At 71.1% G+C, this 20,207-nt stretch carries 16 protein-coding genes; 4 read left to right on the plus strand and 12 right to left on the minus strand.

Features of this window, described 5'->3' with window-relative positions:
- Nucleotides 1–737 precede the first annotated feature (737 nt).
- The 3 genes from ettA to ACP4E5_RS28800 are packed head-to-tail and all read left to right on the plus strand — an operon-like array spanning nt 738 to nt 3,504.
- Nucleotides 738–2,402 carry an energy-dependent translational throttle protein EttA gene (gene ettA / locus ACP4E5_RS28790; protein WP_425833623.1) on the plus strand — a complete coding sequence of 555 codons (1,665 nt, stop codon included), beginning with the start codon at nt 738–740 and terminating at the stop codon, nt 2,400–2,402.
- Entirely contained in the window at nt 2,402–2,824 is a 423-nt protein-coding gene (locus tag ACP4E5_RS28795) for an acyl-CoA thioesterase (protein ID WP_425833625.1), read from the plus strand. The genes ettA and ACP4E5_RS28795 overlap by 1 nt, the downstream gene beginning before the upstream one ends.
- Nucleotides 2,821–3,504, plus strand: coding sequence for a DUF8010 domain-containing protein (locus tag ACP4E5_RS28800; protein ID WP_425833627.1), 684 nt, complete (start codon nt 2,821–2,823; stop codon nt 3,502–3,504). Before ACP4E5_RS28795 ends, ACP4E5_RS28800 begins: the two co-directional genes overlap by 4 nt.
- A gap of 145 nt (nt 3,505–3,649) precedes the next feature.
- On the opposite strand, the gene ACP4E5_RS28805 is transcribed toward ACP4E5_RS28800, so the two are convergent.
- Nucleotides 3,650–4,054: a globin gene (locus ACP4E5_RS28805; RefSeq protein ID WP_425833629.1), complete on the minus strand. Its 405-nt coding sequence runs from the start codon at nt 4,052–4,054 to the stop codon at nt 3,650–3,652.
- Between the two features lie 104 nt (nt 4,055–4,158).
- Between ACP4E5_RS28805 and ACP4E5_RS28810 the strand changes: the two genes are divergently transcribed.
- Nucleotides 4,159–5,157: a methyltransferase domain-containing protein gene (locus ACP4E5_RS28810; protein ID WP_425833631.1), complete on the plus strand. Its 999-nt coding sequence runs from the start codon at nt 4,159–4,161 to the stop codon at nt 5,155–5,157.
- Between the two features lie 31 nt (nt 5,158–5,188).
- On the opposite strand, the gene ACP4E5_RS28815 is transcribed toward ACP4E5_RS28810, so the two are convergent.
- From ACP4E5_RS28815 to ACP4E5_RS28865, 11 genes are all read right to left on the minus strand, one after another.
- The gene (locus ACP4E5_RS28815; protein ID WP_425833633.1) at nt 5,189–6,481 is read right to left on the minus strand and encodes an FHA domain-containing protein; all 1,293 of its coding nucleotides are present in this window, start codon (nt 6,479–6,481) and stop codon (nt 5,189–5,191) included.
- Nucleotides 6,482–6,539: 58 nt separating this feature from the next.
- Nucleotides 6,540–7,886, minus strand: coding sequence for a vWA domain-containing protein (locus tag ACP4E5_RS28820; RefSeq protein WP_425833635.1), 1,347 nt, complete (start codon nt 7,884–7,886; stop codon nt 6,540–6,542).
- A gap of 47 nt (nt 7,887–7,933) precedes the next feature.
- A complete protein-coding gene (locus ACP4E5_RS28825) occupies nt 7,934–9,190 on the minus strand; it encodes a protein phosphatase 2C domain-containing protein (RefSeq protein ID WP_425833637.1) in 1,257 nt (418 codons plus the stop codon).
- 29 nt (nt 9,191–9,219) lie between these two features.
- Nucleotides 9,220–11,928, minus strand: a complete 2,709-nt coding sequence (locus ACP4E5_RS28830; protein WP_425833639.1) for a serine/threonine-protein kinase — start codon at nt 11,926–11,928, stop codon at nt 9,220–9,222.
- On the minus strand, nt 11,925–13,232 hold the full coding sequence (locus ACP4E5_RS28835) for a coiled-coil domain-containing protein (RefSeq protein WP_425833641.1): 1,308 nt from the start codon (nt 13,230–13,232) through the stop codon (nt 11,925–11,927). The genes ACP4E5_RS28830 and ACP4E5_RS28835 overlap by 4 nt, the downstream gene beginning before the upstream one ends.
- Nucleotides 13,233–13,301: 69 nt before the next feature.
- Nucleotides 13,302–14,354 (minus strand): glutamate ABC transporter substrate-binding protein, encoded by a 1,053-nt coding sequence (locus ACP4E5_RS28840; RefSeq protein WP_425833643.1) that lies wholly within the window; start codon nt 14,352–14,354, stop codon nt 13,302–13,304.
- 14 nt (nt 14,355–14,368) lie between these two features.
- The gene (locus tag ACP4E5_RS28845) at nt 14,369–15,820 is read right to left on the minus strand and encodes a hypothetical protein (protein ID WP_425833645.1); all 1,452 of its coding nucleotides are present in this window, start codon (nt 15,818–15,820) and stop codon (nt 14,369–14,371) included.
- 243 nt (nt 15,821–16,063) lie between these two features.
- The gene (locus ACP4E5_RS28850; RefSeq protein ID WP_425841731.1) at nt 16,064–17,068 is read right to left on the minus strand and encodes an N-acetylglucosamine kinase; all 1,005 of its coding nucleotides are present in this window, start codon (nt 17,066–17,068) and stop codon (nt 16,064–16,066) included.
- Nucleotides 17,065–18,330, minus strand: coding sequence for a 6-phospho-beta-glucosidase (locus tag ACP4E5_RS28855; RefSeq protein ID WP_425833647.1), 1,266 nt, complete (start codon nt 18,328–18,330; stop codon nt 17,065–17,067). The genes ACP4E5_RS28850 and ACP4E5_RS28855 overlap by 4 nt, the downstream gene beginning before the upstream one ends.
- A 9-nt stretch (nt 18,331–18,339) precedes the next feature.
- Nucleotides 18,340–19,260: a carbohydrate ABC transporter permease gene (locus tag ACP4E5_RS28860; RefSeq protein ID WP_425833649.1), complete on the minus strand. Its 921-nt coding sequence runs from the start codon at nt 19,258–19,260 to the stop codon at nt 18,340–18,342.
- Between the two features lie 5 nt (nt 19,261–19,265).
- Complete coding sequence (locus tag ACP4E5_RS28865) at nt 19,266–20,201, minus strand: carbohydrate ABC transporter permease (protein WP_425833651.1); 936 nt, start codon at nt 20,199–20,201, stop codon at nt 19,266–19,268.
- Nucleotides 20,202–20,207: the final 6 nt, after the last annotated feature.

Below are 20,207 nucleotides of genomic sequence, written 5' to 3' on the forward strand. Positions count from 1 at the left end.
GGGGCGAAGAACCAAGCACAGGAGACGGCCAGGTCCGGCAACAAGGGCAGAGGAAAAGACGCTTTGTGCTACCGACAGGGCCGGATCGTGGCGACGCTGGCATGCGGGCCCACGCAGTCGAGCCCACCAGGAGGGGCTACGACCCGAGCCCCTGCAACCGGACACCGACGCCCGGACCCGCGCAGCGACCCTTGAGCGATACGGAAAGTCGGCGCACGCCGGCCACGGCCAAAGACCATGCCTCCGGCGGGGGCGCTCCGGCACCGGGGGCCGGGGGTAACGCTGTCGGGTGCGGATCCGCGGGTGGTTGCGAGGGGCTTCCATCCCGTCCGCCGTCGACCCAGGCAGAGCCGAGCAGACACGGGCCCCGGTGTCCAGGTCGTTCGTACAGTGGCGCGCTCCACCTGGACACCGGGGCCCGCGCCCGCTCCACATACGTGTGGGTCGACGGCGGACGGGATGGAAGCCGGGTTGGGTCGTGGGCTGGGAAAACAGCGCGAGTTCCGGGCCGTCTGTGGGCCGTCCGAGGCGGCTCGACAGCGACCAACGGCGACAACCAGTGACAGATCAACTACGGCAGCGCCAAAAGAACCGGCAGGTCACAGGCGTCCGGCCATACTGGTTTCCATCGCAGGGTGCCAGTCAGGCAAGATGGGGTGTATCTGCCCTCACGCGGTGGAGCCGCCTTATGCGGGCCCCTTACTGCGACACACACTTCGACTGCCGGACGGTTTCTCTTGGCTGAGTTCATCTACTCCATGCGCAAGGCGCGCAAGGCGCACGGCGACAAGGTGATCCTCGACGACGTCACCCTGGACTTTCTTCCTGGAGCGAAGATCGGCGTTGTCGGGCCGAACGGTGCCGGTAAGTCGACCGTCCTGAAGATCATGGCGGGCATCGAGCAGGCGTCGAACGGTGACGCCGTCCTCATGCCCGGTTACAGCGTCGGCATCCTCATGCAGGAGCCGAAGCTCGACGAGTCCAAGACGGTTCTGGAGAACGTCCAGGACGGCGCCGCCGAGATCATGGGCAAGCTCAAGCGCTTCAACGAGGTCGCCGAGCTCATGGCGACCGACTACAGCGACGAGCTCATGGAAGAGATGGGCAAGCTCCAGGAGGACCTCGACCACGCCGACGCGTGGGACCTCGACGGTCAGCTGGAGCAGGCCATGGACGCCCTGGGCTGCCCGCCCGGCGACTGGCCCGTCACCAACCTCTCCGGTGGTGAGAAGCGTCGCGTCGCGCTCTGCAAGCTGCTCATCGAGGCGCCCGACCTGCTGCTCCTCGACGAGCCCACCAACCACCTCGACGCCGAGTCCGTGAACTGGCTGGAGCAGCACCTCGCCCAGTACAAGGGCACCGTTGTCGCCATTACTCACGACCGGTACTTCCTCGACAACGTCGCCGAGTGGATCCTCGAGCTCGACCGCGGGCGCGCGATCCCGTACGAGGGCAACTACTCCACGTACCTGCAGAAGAAGTCCGAGCGCCTCAAGGTCGAGGGCAAGAAGGACGAGAAGCGGCAGAAGCGGCTCAAGGAAGAGCTCGAGTGGGTGCGGTCCAACGCCAAGGGGCGCCAGACCAAGTCCAAGTCGCGTCTCGCCCGCTACGAGGAGATGGCGGCCGAGGCCGACAAGATGCGGAAGCTGGACTTCGAGGAGATCCAGATCCCGCCGGGCCCGCGCCTGGGCAACGTCGTCGTCGAGGTCGAGAACCTCGGCAAGGCGTTCGGCGACAAGGTTCTCATCGACGACCTGAGCTTCACGCTGCCGCGCAACGGCATCGTCGGTGTCATCGGCCCCAACGGTGCCGGTAAGACCACCCTGTTCAAGATGCTTCAGGGCTTCGAGGAGCCGGACTCCGGTTCCATCAAGGTCGGCGACACCGTCAAGATCAGTTACGTCGACCAGAATCGCGCCAACATCGACCCGAAGAAGACCCTCTGGGCCGTGGTGAGCGACGAGCTCGACTACATCAACGTCGGCCAGGTCGAGATGCCGTCGCGTGCGTACGTCTCCGCCTTCGGGTTCAAGGGGCCGGACCAGCAGAAGCCCGCGGGCGTGCTCTCCGGTGGTGAGCGCAACCGCCTCAACCTCGCGCTCACCCTCAAGCAGGGCGGCAACCTGCTGCTTCTCGACGAGCCGACGAACGACCTGGACGTCGAGACCCTCAGCAGCCTTGAGAACGCGCTTCTTGAGTTCCCGGGCTGTGCCGTGGTCGTCTCTCACGACCGGTGGTTCCTCGACCGGGTCGCCACGCACATCCTCGCGTACGAGGGTGACTCCAAGTGGTTCTGGTTCGAGGGCAACTTCGAGTCCTACGAGAAGAACAAGATCGAGCGGCTCGGCCCGGACGCCGCGCGTCCGCACCGCGCCACCTACAAGAAGCTGACCCGCGGCTGATGGCTCGCCACGTATACGCCTGCCCCCTGCGTTGGGCCGACATGGACGCGTACGGACACGTCAACAATGTCGTGTTCCTCCGGTACCTGGAGGAAGCCCGTATTGATTTTCTGTTCCGGCCCGACAAGGACTTCCAGCAGGGGTCCGTCGTGGCGCGCCATGAGATCGACTACAAGCGGCAGTTGGTGCACCGGCATCGGCCCGTGGACATCGAGCTGTGGGTCAGTGAGATAAAGGCCGCCTCGTTCACGCTCGCCTATGAGGTCAAGGACGAGGACGTCGTGTACGTGCGCGCCTCCACGGTCGTCGTGCCGTTCGACTTCGAGGCGCAGCGGCCGCGCCGGATCACCGCCGAGGAGCGGGAGTTCCTGGGCGAGTACCGGGACGACGACGCGGACCGTTCGGAGGCGCTCGTCGCATGAGTGCGACCGTGCTGTATCTGGCCGACGCGGGGGAGGTGGCGGATCTCGCCGCCTTCCTCGGCCGGCTGTTGCGTTACGACAAGGCGGCCGCCGTACGGCTGCGGGCGCAGGCCGGTGGCCAGGCGCTCGCGGTGTTCGGGCGGCCGCCCTCGTTCGAGGTGCTGGCCGTGCGTACGGCGCGGCTGCTCAAGCCGTACGAGGACGGGATCGCGGACACCCTCGATGTGACGGTGTCCGCGGGGGAGTTGCTCGAATCCCTCGACGAGGGGACCGCCACGGCCACGGTTCCCGGCGCGGTCACCGGGCCGCCCTGGGCCGGGGTGCTGCCGCCGCTCAGTGGCTGGGAGCGGATTGACGGGTTCCCGGACGCGGATGCGCTGCGTGCGCTCGTGAAGGCGGCGGTGGGCGAATTCCGGGCGCGGGTCGAGGAGTTGGCGCCCGAGGAGCGGACTCGCGGGGCGCTTGACCGGATCGGTGGGGAGGTCTGGTCGCGGGAGATCGGTGACAGTGGGGCGCCGGTGCGGATGGTGCATGCGGCGGCGTCCCTCGGGTTTCTGCGGGGGGCCGAGGTCGACCTGGTGGTCGCGGGGGCGTGGTTGCGGTTGCGGTCCGCCTATGGGTCCGTGGCGGTGCGGCGGGCGTCGTCCGTGGTGGGTGGGCTTTCCGTCAGCCCGGTGTGAGGTCGCCCCGAGCCGGGGTTGCGCTCTCGGGGCTCTGCCCCGGACCCCGCGCCTCAATCGCCGGCGGGGCTTGAAAGATCGGGGCCCTGCCCCGGACCCCGCTGCTCAATCGCCGCAGGGGCTTGAATGAGCAGCATGAATGGGGTCAGCCCGCCGTGTTGACCATGGAGGCGGCCGCGTACGTCAGGTAGTTCCACAGGGTGCGTTCGTGTTCCTCGGAGAGGGACAGGTCCTCCACCGCCACCCGCATGTGCTTCAGCCACGCGTCGTGCGCCGCGCGGTCGACCTGGAACGGGGCGTGCCGCATCCGCAGGCGCGGGTGGCCGCGGTTGTCGCTGTATGTGCGGGGGCCGCCCCAGTACTGCATCAGGAACAGCGCGAGGCGCTCCTCGGCCGGACCCAGGTCCTCCTCCGGGTACATGGGGCGCAGCAGCGGGTCCTGTGCGACGCCCTCGTAGAAGCGGTGCACGAGGCGGCGGAACGTCTCCTCGCCACCCACCTGCTCGTAGAACGTCTGCTCCTGAAGCGTGTCGCGTGGGATCTCAGTCACCCCTCCATGCTCTCAGACGCACCGGCCCAGGACCCGGGTCCTAGGCCTCCTCCGGCGCCGGAGCGGGGCTCGCCGTTTCCCGGTTGTCGCAGGACAGTGGACATATGGGCGCAGAGCACACCCGAGACCTCGAGCAGCTCGCCGTACGGTTGCGGGCCGGACTCGTGCGCGAGATCGAACACAGTGGTGCCTGGGACGCCGACCCGGTGTGGCGGGAGGCGTTCGAGCAGGTGCCGCGGCACCTCTTCGTGCCGTACTACTTCGTCGGCGTGCCCGGAGGCTACGAGCGGCTGTGGGGCGAGCATCCCGACCCGGAGCGGCGCGAGCGCTGGCTGCGCGGTGCCTACGCCGACGAGCCGCTGGCCACCCGGCTGCGCGACGGCGAGCTGGTCTCCTCCAGCAGCCAGCCGTCCCTGATGGCGCGGATGCTCGCGGAGCTGCGGGTGCGGGACGGGGACCGGGTCCTGGAGATCGGTGCGGGCACCGGCTACAACGCCGCGCTGCTCGCGCACCGGGTCGGTGCGGGGAACGTCACGTCCGTCGACCTCGATCCGGAGGTCGCCGAGTCCGCACGGGCCCATCTCGCCGCCGCCGAGTACCGGACGACCGTCGTCACGGGCGACGGGGCGCGCGGCTGGCCGCGGCGGGCGCCGTACGACCGGATCATGGCGACGTGCGCGCTGCGCTCGGTGCCGGCGGGGTGGCTCGGCCAGTGCGCGGCGGGCGCGCGGATCCTCGCGCCCCTGTCGACCGGGCTCGTCGCCCTCGACGTGCTGCGGGACGTGGAGGGGCGGCCGTACGCGGAGGGGCGGTTTCTGCACACCTCCGCCTACTTCATGGCGCTGCGCGGCGGCGCGGACGACCGGGCGTCCGAGCCGCGGGTCGGTGGACTGCCGCACCCGGTGCTGCGCGACGAGTTGTTCCGGTTCCTGTTGACGCTGACGGCGGGGCACCTGGACCCGCAGGGCACGCTCGCGCTGTGGGAGCGCGAGGGGCGGCCCGCGCGGGAGCGGTTCGGGGTGACCGTGCGAGGCGAGCGCCAGTGGGCCTGGCTGGACGATCCGGACGGACCCCACACATGGGAGTTGCCGGGCACCCACTAGGTGCCCGGCAACGTCCTACGGTTTCGTGCGCTCAGCCGCGCCGGATCGTGATCGTCGTCCACGCTCCGACGTGCACCCGGTCACCGTCCTGAAGCGGAACGGGGACGAACGGCTGGATCGGTTCGTCGCCGCCGTTGACCGTCGTGCCGTTCGTCGAGTTCTGGTCGACGACCGCCCACGTGCCGTCCGGCTGCTGCACGAGCACCGCGTGCTGGTGCGAGACGCCCGGGTCCTCCGGCGGCACCGACAGGTCGATGTCGGGGGACTCCCCGGTGGAGTGGCGGCGCCGGCCGATCGACAGCTGGTTCCCGGTGAGCGGGCGCTGCTGCTCCGGCGAGTACGCGGGCAGGTTCAGGCCCGAGGCCTCCGGGCCGCTGCGCTGCATCATCGCCATGAAGTAGTCGCGGTCCGGGCCGATCGTCGCCGACCACGTCATCGGGGCGTGCTGCTGCGGCGGTTGCTGCTGGAACGGCGGCGGGGTCGTCGAAGGCGCCGACGGGTCCGACGACGGAGGCGGCAGCATCCAGTCGTCACCGTTCGTGCTGCCAGGGCCACCGGGGCCACCGGAGCCGCCGAACGACGGGTTGGGCGGCGGGGGCGGCGGGCCCTGGGGGTCCTGGTGCTGCGGGAAACCGGGCGGCGGCTGGTGCATGGGGCCCGGCTGCACGGGCTGCGCCGGTCCCGGCGGCGGACCCGGCTGCGCGGGCGGAGCCGGGGCGGGGGCCGGAGCCTGCTGCCGGAAGCCCTGCGGGCCGCCACCGGTCTCGTACGGGCCGGGGCCGTCGAAGGACGGCGGGGGAGGCGGCGGGGTCGGCCCCGACGGCTCGTTCCCGAACGGGGACGGCGGGATCGGCTCCGCGGGCCGGTTCATCTGCGAGGGCCGCGAGCCCTGGTACTCGTACGAGTCCGGGCCGGACGGCGGCTGCTGCTGGAAGCGCAGCGCCGGGTTCGGGCCCTGCGGCTCGTGGGGCGGCGGGAAGCCGGGCGCACCGGGGCCGCCCTGGCCGCCCGACGTGGGCAGCGGCGGGTTCGGGGCCGCGGGCGTGTACGACGTCGCCGTGTTCGTGAGGAAGTTCCAGCGGCACTCCTCGCAGAACGGCGCGCCGCCCTCACGCGGCGTGCGGCACTGCGGGCACAGTTCCGGCGCGGCTGCCCCGCCCTGCGGTGCCTGCGGCGCGGCCGGCTGCGGGGGGTATCCGTAACCGGCCGCCGGGGGCGGCGGAGGGGGCGGAGGGGGCGGAGGCACGGTACCGGCCATGCGGTGACCGCAGACCTCGCACCAGTCTTCGGAACCCGACTGGTGTCCGTTCGGGCAGGTCGGCATGTCGGCGCTTCCCCCTCTCCTTCAAGTGCAAGCAGGGCTTGCCGTAGTGCGTGGGTGGTTACTTTTTGACGCGAACCGTCTTGGTCGACCGGGTTTCGAGAGTCATCTCGTCGGCCTCCGCGACCTTCGCTTTCAATCGAACAGTACCTTCCGCGGCGTCCACCACGTCCACCACCTTCGAAAGCAGCTTGGCCGTATCCGCGTTCCCCGAGAGGGCCGCGAGCTGCACCGCGCGGCCCAGCTTCGCGGTCGCCCCGTCCGCATCGCCCGATTTTCGGGCGTCAAGTCCCTGCTGGATGACTTGTGCCAGTTCGGCCTGGCCCGTGTAGTGGGCGACCTGCGGGTTGATCGACGTAGAGGCCGCCATGTCGTCCGTCCACACCGCGCGTACGAGACCCTGCGACAGCGTCTGCGCCGAGCCGTCCGGCTGCGGGATCACCAGGGAGACGCGGGCGGCGAGCATCTCCTGGCCGAGATCGGCGTCCGGGACCCGCACGCACACGTGGTAGTCGCGGGACTCGTCGCCCCAGGAGCCGGTGGGGTAGTCGCCGGCCCGCGGACCCGCCTCGGTGCGACGCTCCGTCAACTCCTCGACGGTGGGCGCCACTTGCTTCACGAACGTGACCTCGGAGCCGAGCGGGGTCCACAACCGCAGGGCGACGTCGGCGATCTCCTTGCCCATCGCCGTCTCCATCATCTGCGTGAAGTCCTCGGCGAGATGGGCCGGGTCGGCGACGATGTCGGCGGTGCCGAGGAGGGCGGAGGCGATGCCCGTGACCTCCTTCACCTCCCAGTCCGTGCCCACGCCGCGGGCGTCACAGGTGAAGCGGCCCGCGCTCGCGTCGAGCGCCGCGCGCAGATCCTCCGGCGACTCGTGTTCGTTGCGCCCGTCGGTGAGCAGGATGCCGTGCCTGATCGACACGTCCGCCGAGGCGAGGAGCCGGTCGGCCAGTTTCAGCCAGGTTCCGATCGCCGTGCCGCCGCCCGCGGAGAGCTTGCGCAGCGCCTGCTTGGCCTGCCCGCGGGTGGTCCGGTCCGCGACGGCGAGCCGCCCCTCGCCCGGGTAGATCTCCTTGGCCACATGGGTGCCGGCGATCACCGCGAAGTGCACGCCGTCGCGCAGCGCGTCGATCGCGGCGGCCGAGGCCTCCCGCGCGCCGCGCATCTTGGTGGGCGGGTAGTCCATCGAGCCCGAGCAGTCCACCATCAGCGCGACGGCGGCGTCGGTGCCCCCGCCCGCGACGCTGAACAGATGGGGTGCGCTGACCGCGCCGCCCACCGTGCCGCCCCCGGTCGAGGTCACCGTGACGATCGCGTTGACGTCACGGCCACCCTCCGGCAGATATTCGTTCTGGTAGACCTCGACGGCGAACTGCGGCCGTCCCGATTTCGAGAAATTGGCCATGGTGACATGTCCCCCCTGAACAAGACCATTTGTGCGGTTTTCCCGCGCTAGGCCGATCCTGCCCCCGACTGCGGCACGGGGAACGGCAGTACCGCCACTGTTACGTTGTCGTGGCCCCCGCCGTCGAGCGCGTGGCCGACCAGGACCTGGGCGCTGTGCAGCGGGTTCCGCGCCGCGTCCGCGGGCAGCACGCGGGCCATCTCGTCGGCGGACTCCGCGTAGTTCCACAGCCCGTCGGTGCAGACCACGACCACTCCGGGGCGGTCGGGCTTGAACGACGCGGTGTGCGGCTCCAGTTCGTACGCGTCCGCGCCGAGCCAGCCCGTGATCGCGTGCGCCCGCTCGTCCGCGTACGCCTCCGCCTCGCTCATCAGGCCCGCCGCGACCATCTGCGCCGCCCACGAGTCGTCCTCGGTGAGCCGGGCCGCGGGTGCCTCGCGGTCGTCGGGCACCCAGTAGGCGCGCGAGTCGCCGATCCAGCCGACGATGAGCAGCTCCTTGGTGACGACCGAGGCGACGAAGGTGCACGCCGGCGCGTTCTGGTGCGGCTTGTGCTCGCGGGCCGTCTCGGGCTCGTCCGCAAGCGCGTTGACCGCCTCGGCGGCCGCGACGATCGACTCGTGCATGGCCTGCTGCGGGTGGGTGCCGCGCGGCAGCGCCTCGTGCAGCGCCTCGGTCGCGGCGCGGGTAGCGGCGAGCGACGCGTCGTCGGGCCGGGTCGCCGAGGACACCCCGTCGCAGACCACGGCGACGACGGCCGCCGAGCCGTCGGGCAGCGCGGCCGAGGAGATCGCGAACGAGTCCTCGTTCCTGTGGTGGCGCAGGCCCCGGTCGCTGACCGCGGCGACCGCGCCCAACTCCTGCTCCATGTGGTCGCGTTCGCGGGGCTGGGCGTGGCCGCAGTTCTCGCAGTAGCCGTCCGGGTCGACGTGCCCGGCGCGGCAGGCCACGCACAGCTTGGTGCCGGCCGGGGGAGTCGAGGTCCCCAGCTCCTCGGGCGTCGCGGTGCGCGGGTCGGGCGCGGCGATCCTGAACCCGTCGTCGGACGGCGGGTCGTCGAAGCGTACGGCGGCGGGGAGTTCGGAACCGCCCGAATCAGTGCCGCGCAGATCGGTCGACAGGTGCACCGGGGCGGGCAGGTCCGAACTGTCCAGGTCGGGGGCGGCGGGCCACTCGACGGAAGCGGGCTCTTCGGTGGCGTCCGGTGCCCCTGGCCGCGGAGCCGCCGACAGGTCGTATCCGCATGCCCCGCAGAAGCGATCGGCCTCCTCCAGAGGCTCCTCGCAGCTGGGACACACTGACATAGCGGCCGCCTTGTGCGTCTGCGACATCCTCACACCCACGTCCGGGGGCGGTAGCGGTTGGCCCGCTCCACCAGTTCGATCCTCTCCTCGCCGCGCTGAGCGAGCCTGGCCAGAGTCCGGTACGAGCGCTCAAGACCGAGGCGGAGGCCGCGCTCGTCCAGATCGCTGCCGAGCACCACCGTGCGCACGGGGTCCTGCGGTGGACCGGAACCCTGCCTACCGGAGAGTACCCAGTCCAGGGCCGTGCCGAGCACCTCGGTGGACAACTGCTCGCGGCGCACCGCGTCGAGACCGAACGCGTCGAGCGCCTCGACCTGCCCCGCGGCGGCCGTCAGATCGTGCAGCAACGGATCCCCGTTCGCCCCCTGCGCCGTCCGGCCCCGCAGCCGCGAGCGCACCGCGGCGACCCGCGCCGCCGTGTAGTGGATCGACGACTCGGGCACCGACTCCAGGGTGCGCACCGCGCCGCCCCGGTCACCGGCGGCGAGCTGCACGCGCGCGAGGCCGAACGCCGCGCTCACATAGCTCGGGTCGGTCGACCACACGAGGCGGTAGTACTCCGCCGCGTTGTCGAGCTGGCCGAGGACCTCCGCGCACACGCCGAGCGCCAGCTTCGGCGCGGGCTCGCCGGGGAACGCGTCGTATATGGCGTCGAAGGACAGCGCCGCGTTCGTGTGGTCGCCCGTCGCGAGCGCCGCGACGCCCCGGTACCAGACCACCCGCCAGTCGTCGGGATGGTCGGCCTCCAGGGCCGCCAGGCCGCGCGCCGCCGAGTCGAGCTCGCCCATCTCCAGGCGGGCCCGCAGCTCCCGCAGGCGCAGTTCGAGGGAGTCGGCGGGCGCCGCGTGCAGCGCCGCGATCAACTCGGCGGGGGCCGAGGCGATGAGTCCCGCGAGGAACCCGGCGTTCGGATCGCCCGGATCGACCCGCGGCACCGGCAGCGCGAGCGCGGTGCCCTGCGCCTGAAGCGGCTTGACGATCTCGGCGGACGACGGCGGCAGGGCGGGCGCGGCGGGCGGCGGCGCCAGCGCGGCCGCGGCCTTCCGCGGACCCCGGCCGTTCCGTACGCGTACGGGCGTCTCCCGCGCACCGAGCGGCGACACCTCGCCGTCGAGCAGGCCGAACAGCTCCGTGTCCGTGACCTTCACCTCGGGCCCGAACAGCGTCGACAGGGCGGGCCTCGGCCGGTTCGTCTGGAGCGCGACGACCTCGCGCAGGACGCCCGTCAGCTGCTCCGCCATCTCCTGCGCGGACGCGAAGCGGCGGGCCGGATCCGGGTCCGTGGCGCGCACCAACAGCCGGTAGAACGACTCGTACTTGCGGAAGACCTCGATGTTGTCGGGGTCGGGCAGGGAGTCCGCGAACACGTTCGTGTAGCCCTGGAAGTCGAACGTGAGCAGGGCGAGCGTACGGGCCACGGTGTAGAGGTCCGAGGCGATCGAGGGCCCCACCTCGGCGACCTCCGGCGCCTGGAAGCCGACGGTCCCGTAGATCGCGCTCTCGTCGTCGTCCATCCTGCGGACCGCGCCCATGTCGATGAGCTTGAGCTGGTCCTCGGTCTGGATCGCGTTGTCGACCTTGAAGTCGCAGTAGAGGAGATTGCGGCTGTGCAGATGGCCGAGCGCCTCAAGCGCCTCGATGCCGTACGCGCACGCCTGCTCCACCGGCAGCGGGTCGCGCCTGCCCTCGGGGGTGCGCCGCTCGTTGGCGATCTCCTTGAGGGACTTGCCGCCCACGTACTCCATGACGATGTAGCCGTCCAGGGAGCCGGTGCGCTGGTCGAGGTGCTCGACGAAGTTGTAGATCCGGACGATGTTGGAGTGCTCGATCTCCGCGAGGAAGCGGCGCTCCGAGATCGCGGCGGCCATCGCGTCCTGGTCACCCGTGTCGAGCAGGCCCTTGAGGACCACCCAGCGGTCCGACACGGCGCGGTCGACGGCGAGATAGACCCAGCCGAGGCCGCCGTGCGCCAGACAGCCCACGACCTCGTACTGGCCGTGCACGACGTCGCCCGCGGCCAGCTTGGGCACGAAGGAGTACGGGTTGCCGCACTTGGTGCAGAACCCTTCCGTCCGGCCAGGCCGCTCGCCCCGCGAGCGCCCCACAGGGGCGCCGCAGTCGGACCGCGAACAGAACCGCTTCCGCTCGGGGACCTCGGGGTGCTCCTGCACCATCGCGCGCGGGTCGGGCCGCGGCACGTCCGGCACGTTGACCAGGCCGACGCCGAGCCGCGCCCGGCCCGAACCGCTCGCGCCCGCCCCGGAGCTGCGCACCGACACGGAGCGCGACGTCGAACTCCCCGAGAGGGAGCGGGAGAGCCGGCCCGAGACCGACCTGCGGGACTGCGAGGAGCGCGCCGACGTCCTGGCCGAGGCCCGCGAACTGGAGCCGGAACTCTGCGAACCGCGCTGCCCGCCGGCGGCGATCCCGGTCGGCTGCGACGCCACCATCCCGGTCGACGACACGACCGGGGCGAGCCCGCACGTGTCGCAGTACAGCTCGCCGCCGCCCATGTCCTCGTAGGACCCGCCGCAGCCGGGCCGCTGGCAGGACGACTCCGCGGCCGGCGCGGGCACGGGCGGGCGCGCGGCGGGCCGGTGGGTCGGGGCGCTGCCTCCGTAGGTACCGCCGGCCGTCCGCGGTTTCAGGCCGCACGTGTCGCAGTACAGCTCCCCGCCCATGTCTTCGTACGTGCCCGTGCAACCCGCTCTGCCGCACTTCTGTGGCGCCACGCTCACGACTCCCCCCTGGCCGATCTGTCGGCGGGCGCGGACAGCGCGTCCGCCGCCGCCCGTTGATACCGCAGCACCGCCGCCTCCGCGGCGCGCAGATTGCAGGGCGCGCTCCACAGCATGCGCCGCGCCGCGTCGTACCGCTCCACCAGGAACGGATCCTCCGCGAAACCGAGCCTGGCCACCTTCGCCTTGTACGCGTCGAGCCGCCCGCGCAGCTCCGCGCGGACCGCCAGTGGAGCCGTCACCGCCGTCAACTCCGCACGAGCCCGCAGTAGTTCGTCCTCCGCCTTCGACTCGAGCGACTCCAGGAGCGGCGAGAGCCGGCTCCACTGGGCGTGCCTGCGGTACTCGGCGGCCATCGCCAACTGCTCCTGGAGCACCGTCGGCGGACCGGACACCGCCGGCACGTCCGACCCGGCGATCTTCGCGAGCACCTCGCCGCGCGCCGACCTCGCCTCGGCGAGCGTGCGGTCCGCGCGCGACAGCACGTCCCGCAGCCGGCCGAGCCGCACCTCCGCGTCCTGCCGCACGCCGAGCACGGCCTCGATCTCGCGCCGCACGTCCTCCAGGGCGAGGGCCGCACGGTCGTACGCCGTGGTGTCGGGGCGGCCGCCGCCGGGAGCCGAACTCCCCGCGGCCTTCTGCCAGTACGCGAGCGGGTCCGAGACCACTTCCTCGCGCAGCCGGGTCAGCGAGCCGGTGATCCGCTCCAGGTCGTCGCCCGCCGGATGCTCACCGGGACGCACCCCCACGGAGTGCGCGAGCTGCCGGGTGCGGGCCAGCTCGGCGGCGAGCATGTCGATGCGGGCGGGCAGCGCCGACCACACCGCGTCGGCTGCCACCACCATGTCGAGGGACGACGCGTACAGCGCGTTCATCCGGTCGACGAGCGCCGCGAGCGTGAACTGCTCGGACAGCTTCGCGGGCCCCGTGATCGAGGGCGAGGTGCCGCCCGCGCCCGGGCCCGGCGCCATGGTGACGGACTCGCCGCGCAGCAGCTCCGTCAGCTCCGCCAGGTCGCCGCGGCTGGGCAGCCGGCGCCGCGAGCGGATCTCCCGCGCCGTGCGCAGCGCGCCCGCGTACGCGTCGAAGTACGCCCACAGCAGCGTGATCTCCTGGTCGGCCGAGGCCCAGCGCTCCTGCGTCGTCCCGGTCAGCCGGGCGCCCTCCAGGAGTCTGCGCCCCGCGTGGTCCTGGAGGGCGAGCAGGGACGACTCGATCGCTTCGTGCTCCGCGCCGAGCCGGGCCAGGGCACGGTCCACCTCGTCCCGGTCCATCACTGGGCCGGCGGGTCCCGCGACGCCCATCGATCACCTCTCGCTTTCCCGAATCTTCGTCAAGTCCCTGTCGTGCCGGGCCGCGTGTCCCGCCGGGCGCTACTCGTACTTCGGTGCGGGCGGCCCCGAGGACGAGCCGAGGTCCGGCTTCAGCCAGCGGTCGTACGACTTCTGCCAGCCGTTCGACTTGCGGTAGTCCACCAGCACCTGGTTGACCCTGCGCACCAGGTCGTCGGCGCCCTTCTTCATGGCGACGCCGTAGAACTCCTTCGTGTAGGGCTTGCCCTTGAGCTCCACCGTCGGGTCCTGCGCGGCCTGGCTCGCCGCGAGCGCGCCGTCGGTGACCACCGCGTCGACCTCGCCGAGTTGCAGCCGCACCAGGCAGTCCAGCTGGTTCGGCACCGTCGTGTTGATGTCGGTGCTCTGCGGGAGGCCGCCCTCGGCCACCGGCTTCTTCTTGCCGTCCTCAAGCGACTGCGCGGCCGTCGAACCGGTCGCCGTGCAGATCCGCTTGCCCGCGAGGGAGGCCCCGTAGCCCTTGATGTCCGAGGTCTTCGGGGCGAGCACCTGCTGGCCGGTCTGGAAGTACGCGGTGGAGAACGCGACGTCCTTGAGGCGCTCGCAGCTGATGGTCATCGTGCGGACCACCATGTCGACGTCGCCGCGCTGGATCGCGGGAATCCGCTCGTTGGTGGGGATGGCGTGGAAGCGGACCGCGTTCCGGTCGTCGAGGATCTCGCCCGCGATCTCGTGCGCGAGATCGATGTCAAAGCCCTCCAACTCGCTTTTCTTCGCGGTGCTGTTGGGATCGCGGTAGCCCCAGCGGTAGCTGTTCTGGTCGACGCCCACGGAGAGATAACCGCGGTCCTTGATGGCGCGCACCGCGCTGCCGCTCTCGCTGCTCGAAGGGGAGAGGCTGCGCTCCGGCTCCTTGCCCTTCACCGAGGGATCGCAGCCGTCCGCCTTGGCCTGCCGGCCGTCGGCGATGCCACCGGACGAGTAGCTCGTCGCACCGCTGTCCGAGGGGCGCTGCTGCTGGGTCAGCGGGAGCAGCAGCGCGAACACGGCGGTCAGGGCACAGGCCACCGCCATGGTGGCCACGCCACCCCAGCCGCGCAGAGTCACCTTGCGCCCCGTCCTTCGCTCGTACATCGCTGCACCCCCTCTCACCGGTACTCCGAAAGCCTGCGTCCGATGCCGAACACCGCGCCGGCCGCGGCCAGTACCGCCAACACCGCGGCGCCCACGGGCAGTCCGCTCATCGCGTTACGCCCGCCGCCCGCGTCGGCGCTGAACTGACGCTGCTCGTGAACGAGCGCCGTGTCCAGATTCTTGTCCACCAGATCGAAGCATTCACCTGTCGGCTTGTCCTTCTTCGAACCGATGATCTTGTCGAGCGCGCCCTGGTAGTTGCCGGAGTCGTCCTGCTCCCGCGCGTCCTGGTGGCGCTTGCGCCATTCCTTCATGCTGTCGTTCGCCTTGGTCACGGGCGTGCGCCCCGCGGTGTCGCCTTCGCCGTCGGCCAGCGCGTACGCGGCGTTCAGCTTGCCGGCGAGCGCGGTCATCTCCCGCTGGAAGTCGACGTCGTACTTGTCCTTGGACACGCCCTTCACGGACACCGTCTCCGCGCCACGGCTGACCAGCGTCAGATTCTCGCTGCCCCGCGCCTTCAGGGACGCGATGCTCGCGTCGTGCAACACGTTCAAGGACCGTACGCCATGGTCGTAGGACGAACTGAGCCCGCTGCGCGCGACGGTGTGACCGACGACGAGCCACAGCAGCACCACGGTCGACGCCGCGGTGGCGGCGAGCAGCCCCTGGTTGAACACCCGGTTCGTACGACGGTAGTTGCGCCGCTGCGCCCAGGCGAGGCCCCCGAGGGCGAGAACGCCGAGGGTGATGGCGATCCACGGGTAGGGCGTCGCCGAGTCGTAGTCGTCCCGCAGCCGCTGGTTCTCCGTCTTGTAGAGATCCTCGGCGGCCGGGAGCATCTCCGTCTGCATCTTCTGGTTCGCGTACCGCAGATAGGCGCCGCCCAGCGGGAAGCCCTGCCGGTTGTTGGCCCGGGCCCGCTCGATGAGGCCCTTGTACTGCGGCAGCAGCTTGTTCAGCTCCGCGATCTTCCGCGCCGACCGGGTGCCGGGGTCCGTGCTGGTCGCCGCCGTCACCAGCTTGTCCGCGGCGTTCCTGATGTCCCGCTCGTACCGGTCGCGCGCCGCCGCCGGTTCCTGGCCCCCCGCCAGGAAGCCGCTGGACGCCGCCGTGTTGGCGTCGGCGAGCGAGCGGTAGATGTCGGCCGCGTCCGCGCTCAGCGGCTGGCTGGAGTGCAGCACGTCGTCCGCGGCCGCCGAGCGGTCCGTCATCTGCCAGGCCGTCGTCGCGCCGAACGCCACGACGAGCAGCGCGAGTACGGCCCCGATGATGCGCAGCCGGCCCGGCTCGGTCGTGGCCCCCGCCTTCAGCCGGTCCACACCCTCCGCCCAGGCGGTACGGCGCCGGGGCGCGGGCGCGTCGGGCGGCCCGCCGCCGCGCTGCGCCTGCGGTGGCACGCCCGGAATCGACGGCGCGGCGGCGGGACGCTCCGGCGGCGCCACGCTCCCGTTCGACGGGTATGTCACTTCGACCCTCCCCCATGGTCGTACGTCGGTCGCAAGTATCGCTCCCGCGACTGACATCCGCACAGGCATTCCCTGGATCTTGTGCGGAAGCGCTCCGCTCTGGAACACGTGGGGGGCGGGGGTTCGGTTCCCTTTTTGTGTGCGCGGTGCCGGGGTTGCGGTCGCGGGGCGCCGCCCCGGACCCCGCGCCTCAATCGCCGGCGGGGCTGGAAAAGATGGGGGCTCTGCCCCCTGCCCCGCTGATCAATCGCCGCAGGGGCTTGATCGTGCTCTGGCAGGACTCGATCGGTAATGCGTGCGTACGCGCGCGTGGATCTCGGGTGGTGCTCCCACCGCGTCCAGGCCCAGGAGGGCCGCTCCGAGTACCGGGGGTTCCGTCACCACCCGGGGGGTCGCGCGGGGTGCCCGGGTGGAGAGCAAAGTGGTTACGCGGTCGTTGAGTTGGGGGTGTTGGGCGGCCAGGACGCTGCCGCCGAGGAGGACCGGGACCTCCTCCGTGAGCAGGTCGAGGCGGCGCAGCGCGACCGTCGCCATCGCCACCACCTCGTCGGCCATCCGCTCGACCAGGGAGCGGGCCACCGGGTCGCCGTCCGCCGCCACGGCGAAGAGGACCGGGGTGAGTTCGTGGCGGCGGGCCGCCGGGATGTGGCCCAGGTGGAGCGCCTCGATCAGCGCGTACATGGAGCGGAGGCCGAAGTGGGCGGGCAGCGCGCGCATCAGGGCCGTCGGGTCGCCGCGGCCGTCCTCCGCGCGCGCGGCGAACCAGATCGCCTCCTCCGCGAGGCCGCCACCGCCGCCCCAGTCGCCGGAGAGCCGGCCGATCGCGGGGAACCGGGCCGTGCGCCCGTCGGGCAGCATCCCGGCGCAGTTGACGCCCGCCCCGCACACGACGGCGACGCCGCGCGGCTCGGCGTCCTCCAGGAGACCGGCGCGCAGCACGGCGAACGTGTCGTTGCGGACGACGACCTCCGACGCCCAGGCGCGCGCCCGGATCGCCCGAGCCAACTCCCGTTCCTCCACCGGAAGATCGGCGTTGGCGAGGCACGCCGACACGTAGTCGACCGCGCCGACTCCCGCCTGCGCGAACGCCCGGCCGACCGCTTCCGCCAGGACGTCCACGGCCGGCTCCACGTCCGCCCGGTGGGGCTGGAACCCGCCGCCGCGGGCCGCGCCGACGACGGTGCCGTCGGCCGCGACCACCGCGACGTCGGTCTTGCTGTTCCCCGCGTCGATGGCGAGGACGGTCATGCCCACGCGAGGTGCTCCCGGTTGTGCGCGATCAGCTGGTCCGTGAGCTGCTCGGCGTACTCGATCTGACCGATCAGCGGGTGCGACAGGAGCGCGTTGAAGACGCGGTCCCTGCCGCCCTTGAGGGCCGCCTCCAGGGCCAGGTCCTCGTAGGCGGTGACGTTGGCGATCAGCCCCGCGTACAGCGGGTCGAGCTTCCCGACGGGCAGGGGCTTCGCGCCCTTCGCGTCGACCGTCGCCTGCACCTCGATGACGGCGTCGTCGGGGAGGAAGGGGAGCGTGCCGTTGTTGTACGTGTTCACCACCTGGTGCGGGGAACCTCCGCCGCCGAGCAGCGACGCGGCCAGGTCGACCGCGGCCTCGCTGTAGAACGCGCCGCCCCGCTTGGCGAGCAGCTCCGGCTTCTCGTCGAGCGTCGGGTCGCCGTACATCTTCAGCAACTCGCGTTCCATCTCCGCCACTTGCGCGGCGCGCGACGGCTTCGTGCGCAGCTCTCGTACGACCGCGTCGTGCTGGTAGTAGTAGCGCAGGTAGTACGACGGGACGACGCCGAGGCGGTCGACGACCGCGCGCGGCATGTGCAGGTCCTCGGCGACGGCGTCACCGTGTTCGGCGAGCAGGCGCGGCAGCAGGTTCTCGCCGCCCGGGCCGCCGAGCCGGACCCCCAGCTCCCACGTCAGGTGGTTGAGGCCGACGTGGTCCAGGTGCACCTCCTGCGGCGCCACGTCCAGGAGCCGCGCGAACTTCCGCTGGAAGCCGATCGCCACGTTGCACAGGCCGACGGCCTTGTGCCCGGCCTGGAGCAACGCGCGCGTGACGATGCCCACCGGGTTGGTGAAGTCGATGATCCAGGCGTCCGGGTTGGCGCGGCGCACGCGCTCGGCGATGTCGAGGACGACGGGCACGGTGCGCATCGCCTTCGCGAGCCCTCCCGCGCCGGTCGTCTCCTGTCCGACGCAGCCGCAGTCGAGCGGCCACGTCTCGTCCTGGTTGCGTGCGGCCTGCCCGCCGACGCGCAGTTGCAGCAGCACGGCGTCGGCGTCGGCCACGCCCGCGTCCACGTCGGACGTCGTACGTATGACGCCCGGGTGGCCCTGCTTGGCGAAGATGCGGCGGGCGAGGCCGCCGACGAGTTCCAGGCGGTCCGCGGCCGGGTCGACGAGCACGAGCTCCTCGATCGGCAGCGTGTCCCTCAACCGAGCGAATCCGTCGATGAGTTCGGGTGTGTAGGTCGAGCCTCCGCCGACCACTGCGAGCTTCATGAACAGTTCCTAGCCCTTTACTCCGGTGAGGGTGACGCCTTCGACGAAGGCCTTCTGTGCGAAGAAGAAGACGAGACAGACCGGCGCCATCACCAGAAGTGTGGCCGCCATCGTCAGGTTCCAGTTGACGCTGTGCGCGGACTTGAACGACTCGAGGCCGTAACTCAGTGTCCAGGAAGCCGGGTTCTGGGCCGCGTAGATCTGGGGCCCGAAATAGTCGTTCCAGCAGTAGAAGAACTGGAAGAGGGCGACGGCCGCGATGCCCGGCTTGGCCATCGGCACGACGATCTTCAGCAGGGTCCTGAGCTCCCCGCAGCCGTCGACCTTCGCCGACTCGATGTACTCCTTCGGGATCGTCAGCAGGAACTGACGGAGCAGGAAGATCGAGTACGCGTCGCCGAACGCCATCGGGATGATCAGCGGCCACAGCGTCCCGGAGAGGTGGAACTGCTGTGCCCACACCAGGTACATGGGGATCACGATGACCTGCGGCGGCAGCATCATCGTCGAGATGACCAGGAGCATCGCCGTGCGCCGCCCGCGGAAGCGGAACTTGGCGAGCGCGTACGCGACGGGTATCGCCGAGCACACCGTGAACAGGGTGCCGAGACCGGCGTAGAGCAGCGAGTTCTTCCACCAGTCGAGGAAGCCGTCCGTCTGGAGGACGGCCGTGTAGTTCTCCCAGTGCCAGGAGTCCGGCCACAGGTCGCCGCTCATCGCCTGCCCGTCGCTCATCACGGACGTCAGGAAGACGAACACGAAGGGGAGGACGAAGAGCAGCGCGACCGCGATCGCGATGCTGTGCACGGCGATCCAGTGCAGGACCCGCTGCCGGCGGGCGCGGCGCGCGGCGGGACCGCGCTCGGGGGCGGGCCCGGCGGTGACGACGGGACCCGGCCTCAGGGACGAGGTGGTCGTGGTAGCGGTCATGTCGATCAGTCCTCCGCCGCGAGCAGACCCGAGCGCTTGCGCATGAGCAGCGAGGTCACGGCCATGGCAATGGCGAACAGGACGAGCGAGAGCACGCACGCCGCGCCGGTGTTGAAGTTCTGGAAGCCCATCGAGTAGACGAGCTGCGGGACGGTGAGCGTCGAGTGGTCGGGATATCCCGGCTGGATGACGGTGCCGGGGCCGATCGAGACGCCGGACGCGATCTTTCCGGCGACGAGGGCCTGCGTGTAGTACTGCATGGTCTGCACGACGCCCGTCACCACCGCGAACATGACGATCGGGGTGATCGAGGGCCACGTCACGTAGCGGAACTTGCTGAAGGGTCCCGCGCCGTCCAGCTCGGCCGCCTCGTACTGCTCCTTCGGTACGTCGAGCAATGCGGCCATGAAGATGACCATGAGGTCGCCGATGCCCCACAGCGAGAGCAGGACGAGCGAGGGCTTCGCCCAGGACGGGTCGTTGAACCAGTTGGGCCCGTCGATGCCGAACTTCGCGAGGATCTCGTTGACCGGTCCCGAGCCGGGGTTGAGGAGGAAGACGAAGGCGACGGTCGCGGCGACCGGCGGCGCGAGATACGGCAGATAGAAGGCGGTCCGGAAGAATCCGACACCGCTCTTGATCTTGGTGACGAGCAGCCCGAGCGAGAGCCCGAACACCACGCGCAGCGCCACCATCACCACCACGAGCCACACCGTGTTCCACAGCGCGGGCCCGAACAGCGGCATGTCCCGGAACACGTACACCCAGTTCCGCAGGCCCACGAAGGTGGGCGCCTTGATCTGGTTGTAGTGCATGAACGAGAAATAGACGGTGGCGAGCAGCGGATAGGCGAAGAAGGCGCTGAATCCGATCAGCCAGGGGGAGAGAAAGCCCACGGTGCGCAGTCTGCGGCGGGCAGGCCTGGAAAGGGTGAGTGCCATACGAGA

Source organism: Streptomyces fractus (assembly GCF_049844455.1).
GTDB classification, from domain to species: domain Bacteria; phylum Actinomycetota; class Actinomycetes; order Streptomycetales; family Streptomycetaceae; genus Streptomyces; species Streptomyces fractus.

Excerpts from the sequence above, each read along its gene's own strand:
- ACP4E5_RS28800 (WP_425833627.1), top strand. The coding sequence starts at position 2,821 with ATGAGTGCGACCGTGCTGTATCTGGCCGACGCGGGGGAGGTGGCGGAT.
- ACP4E5_RS28840 (WP_425833643.1), bottom strand. The coding sequence starts at position 14,354 with ATGTACGAGCGAAGGACGGGGCGCAAGGTGACTCTGCGCGGCTGGGGT.
- ACP4E5_RS28820 (WP_425833635.1), bottom strand. The coding sequence starts at position 7,886 with ATGGCCAATTTCTCGAAATCGGGACGGCCGCAGTTCGCCGTCGAGGTC.
- ACP4E5_RS28825 (WP_425833637.1), bottom strand. The coding sequence starts at position 9,190 with ATGTCAGTGTGTCCCAGCTGCGAGGAGCCTCTGGAGGAGGCCGATCGC.
- ACP4E5_RS28815 (WP_425833633.1), bottom strand. The coding sequence starts at position 6,481 with ATGCCGACCTGCCCGAACGGACACCAGTCGGGTTCCGAAGACTGGTGC.
- ACP4E5_RS28835 (WP_425833641.1), bottom strand. The coding sequence starts at position 13,232 with ATGGGCGTCGCGGGACCCGCCGGCCCAGTGATGGACCGGGACGAGGTG.
- ACP4E5_RS28850 (WP_425841731.1), bottom strand. The coding sequence starts at position 17,068 with ATGACCGTCCTCGCCATCGACGCGGGGAACAGCAAGACCGACGTCGCG.
- ACP4E5_RS28855 (WP_425833647.1), bottom strand. The coding sequence starts at position 18,330 with ATGAAGCTCGCAGTGGTCGGCGGAGGCTCGACCTACACACCCGAACTC.
- ACP4E5_RS28860 (WP_425833649.1), bottom strand. The coding sequence starts at position 19,260 with ATGACCGCTACCACGACCACCTCGTCCCTGAGGCCGGGTCCCGTCGTC.
- ACP4E5_RS28810 (WP_425833631.1), top strand. The coding sequence starts at position 4,159 with ATGGGCGCAGAGCACACCCGAGACCTCGAGCAGCTCGCCGTACGGTTG.
- ACP4E5_RS28865 (WP_425833651.1), bottom strand. The coding sequence starts at position 20,201 with ATGGCACTCACCCTTTCCAGGCCTGCCCGCCGCAGACTGCGCACCGTG.
- ACP4E5_RS28795 (WP_425833625.1), top strand. The coding sequence starts at position 2,402 with ATGGCTCGCCACGTATACGCCTGCCCCCTGCGTTGGGCCGACATGGAC.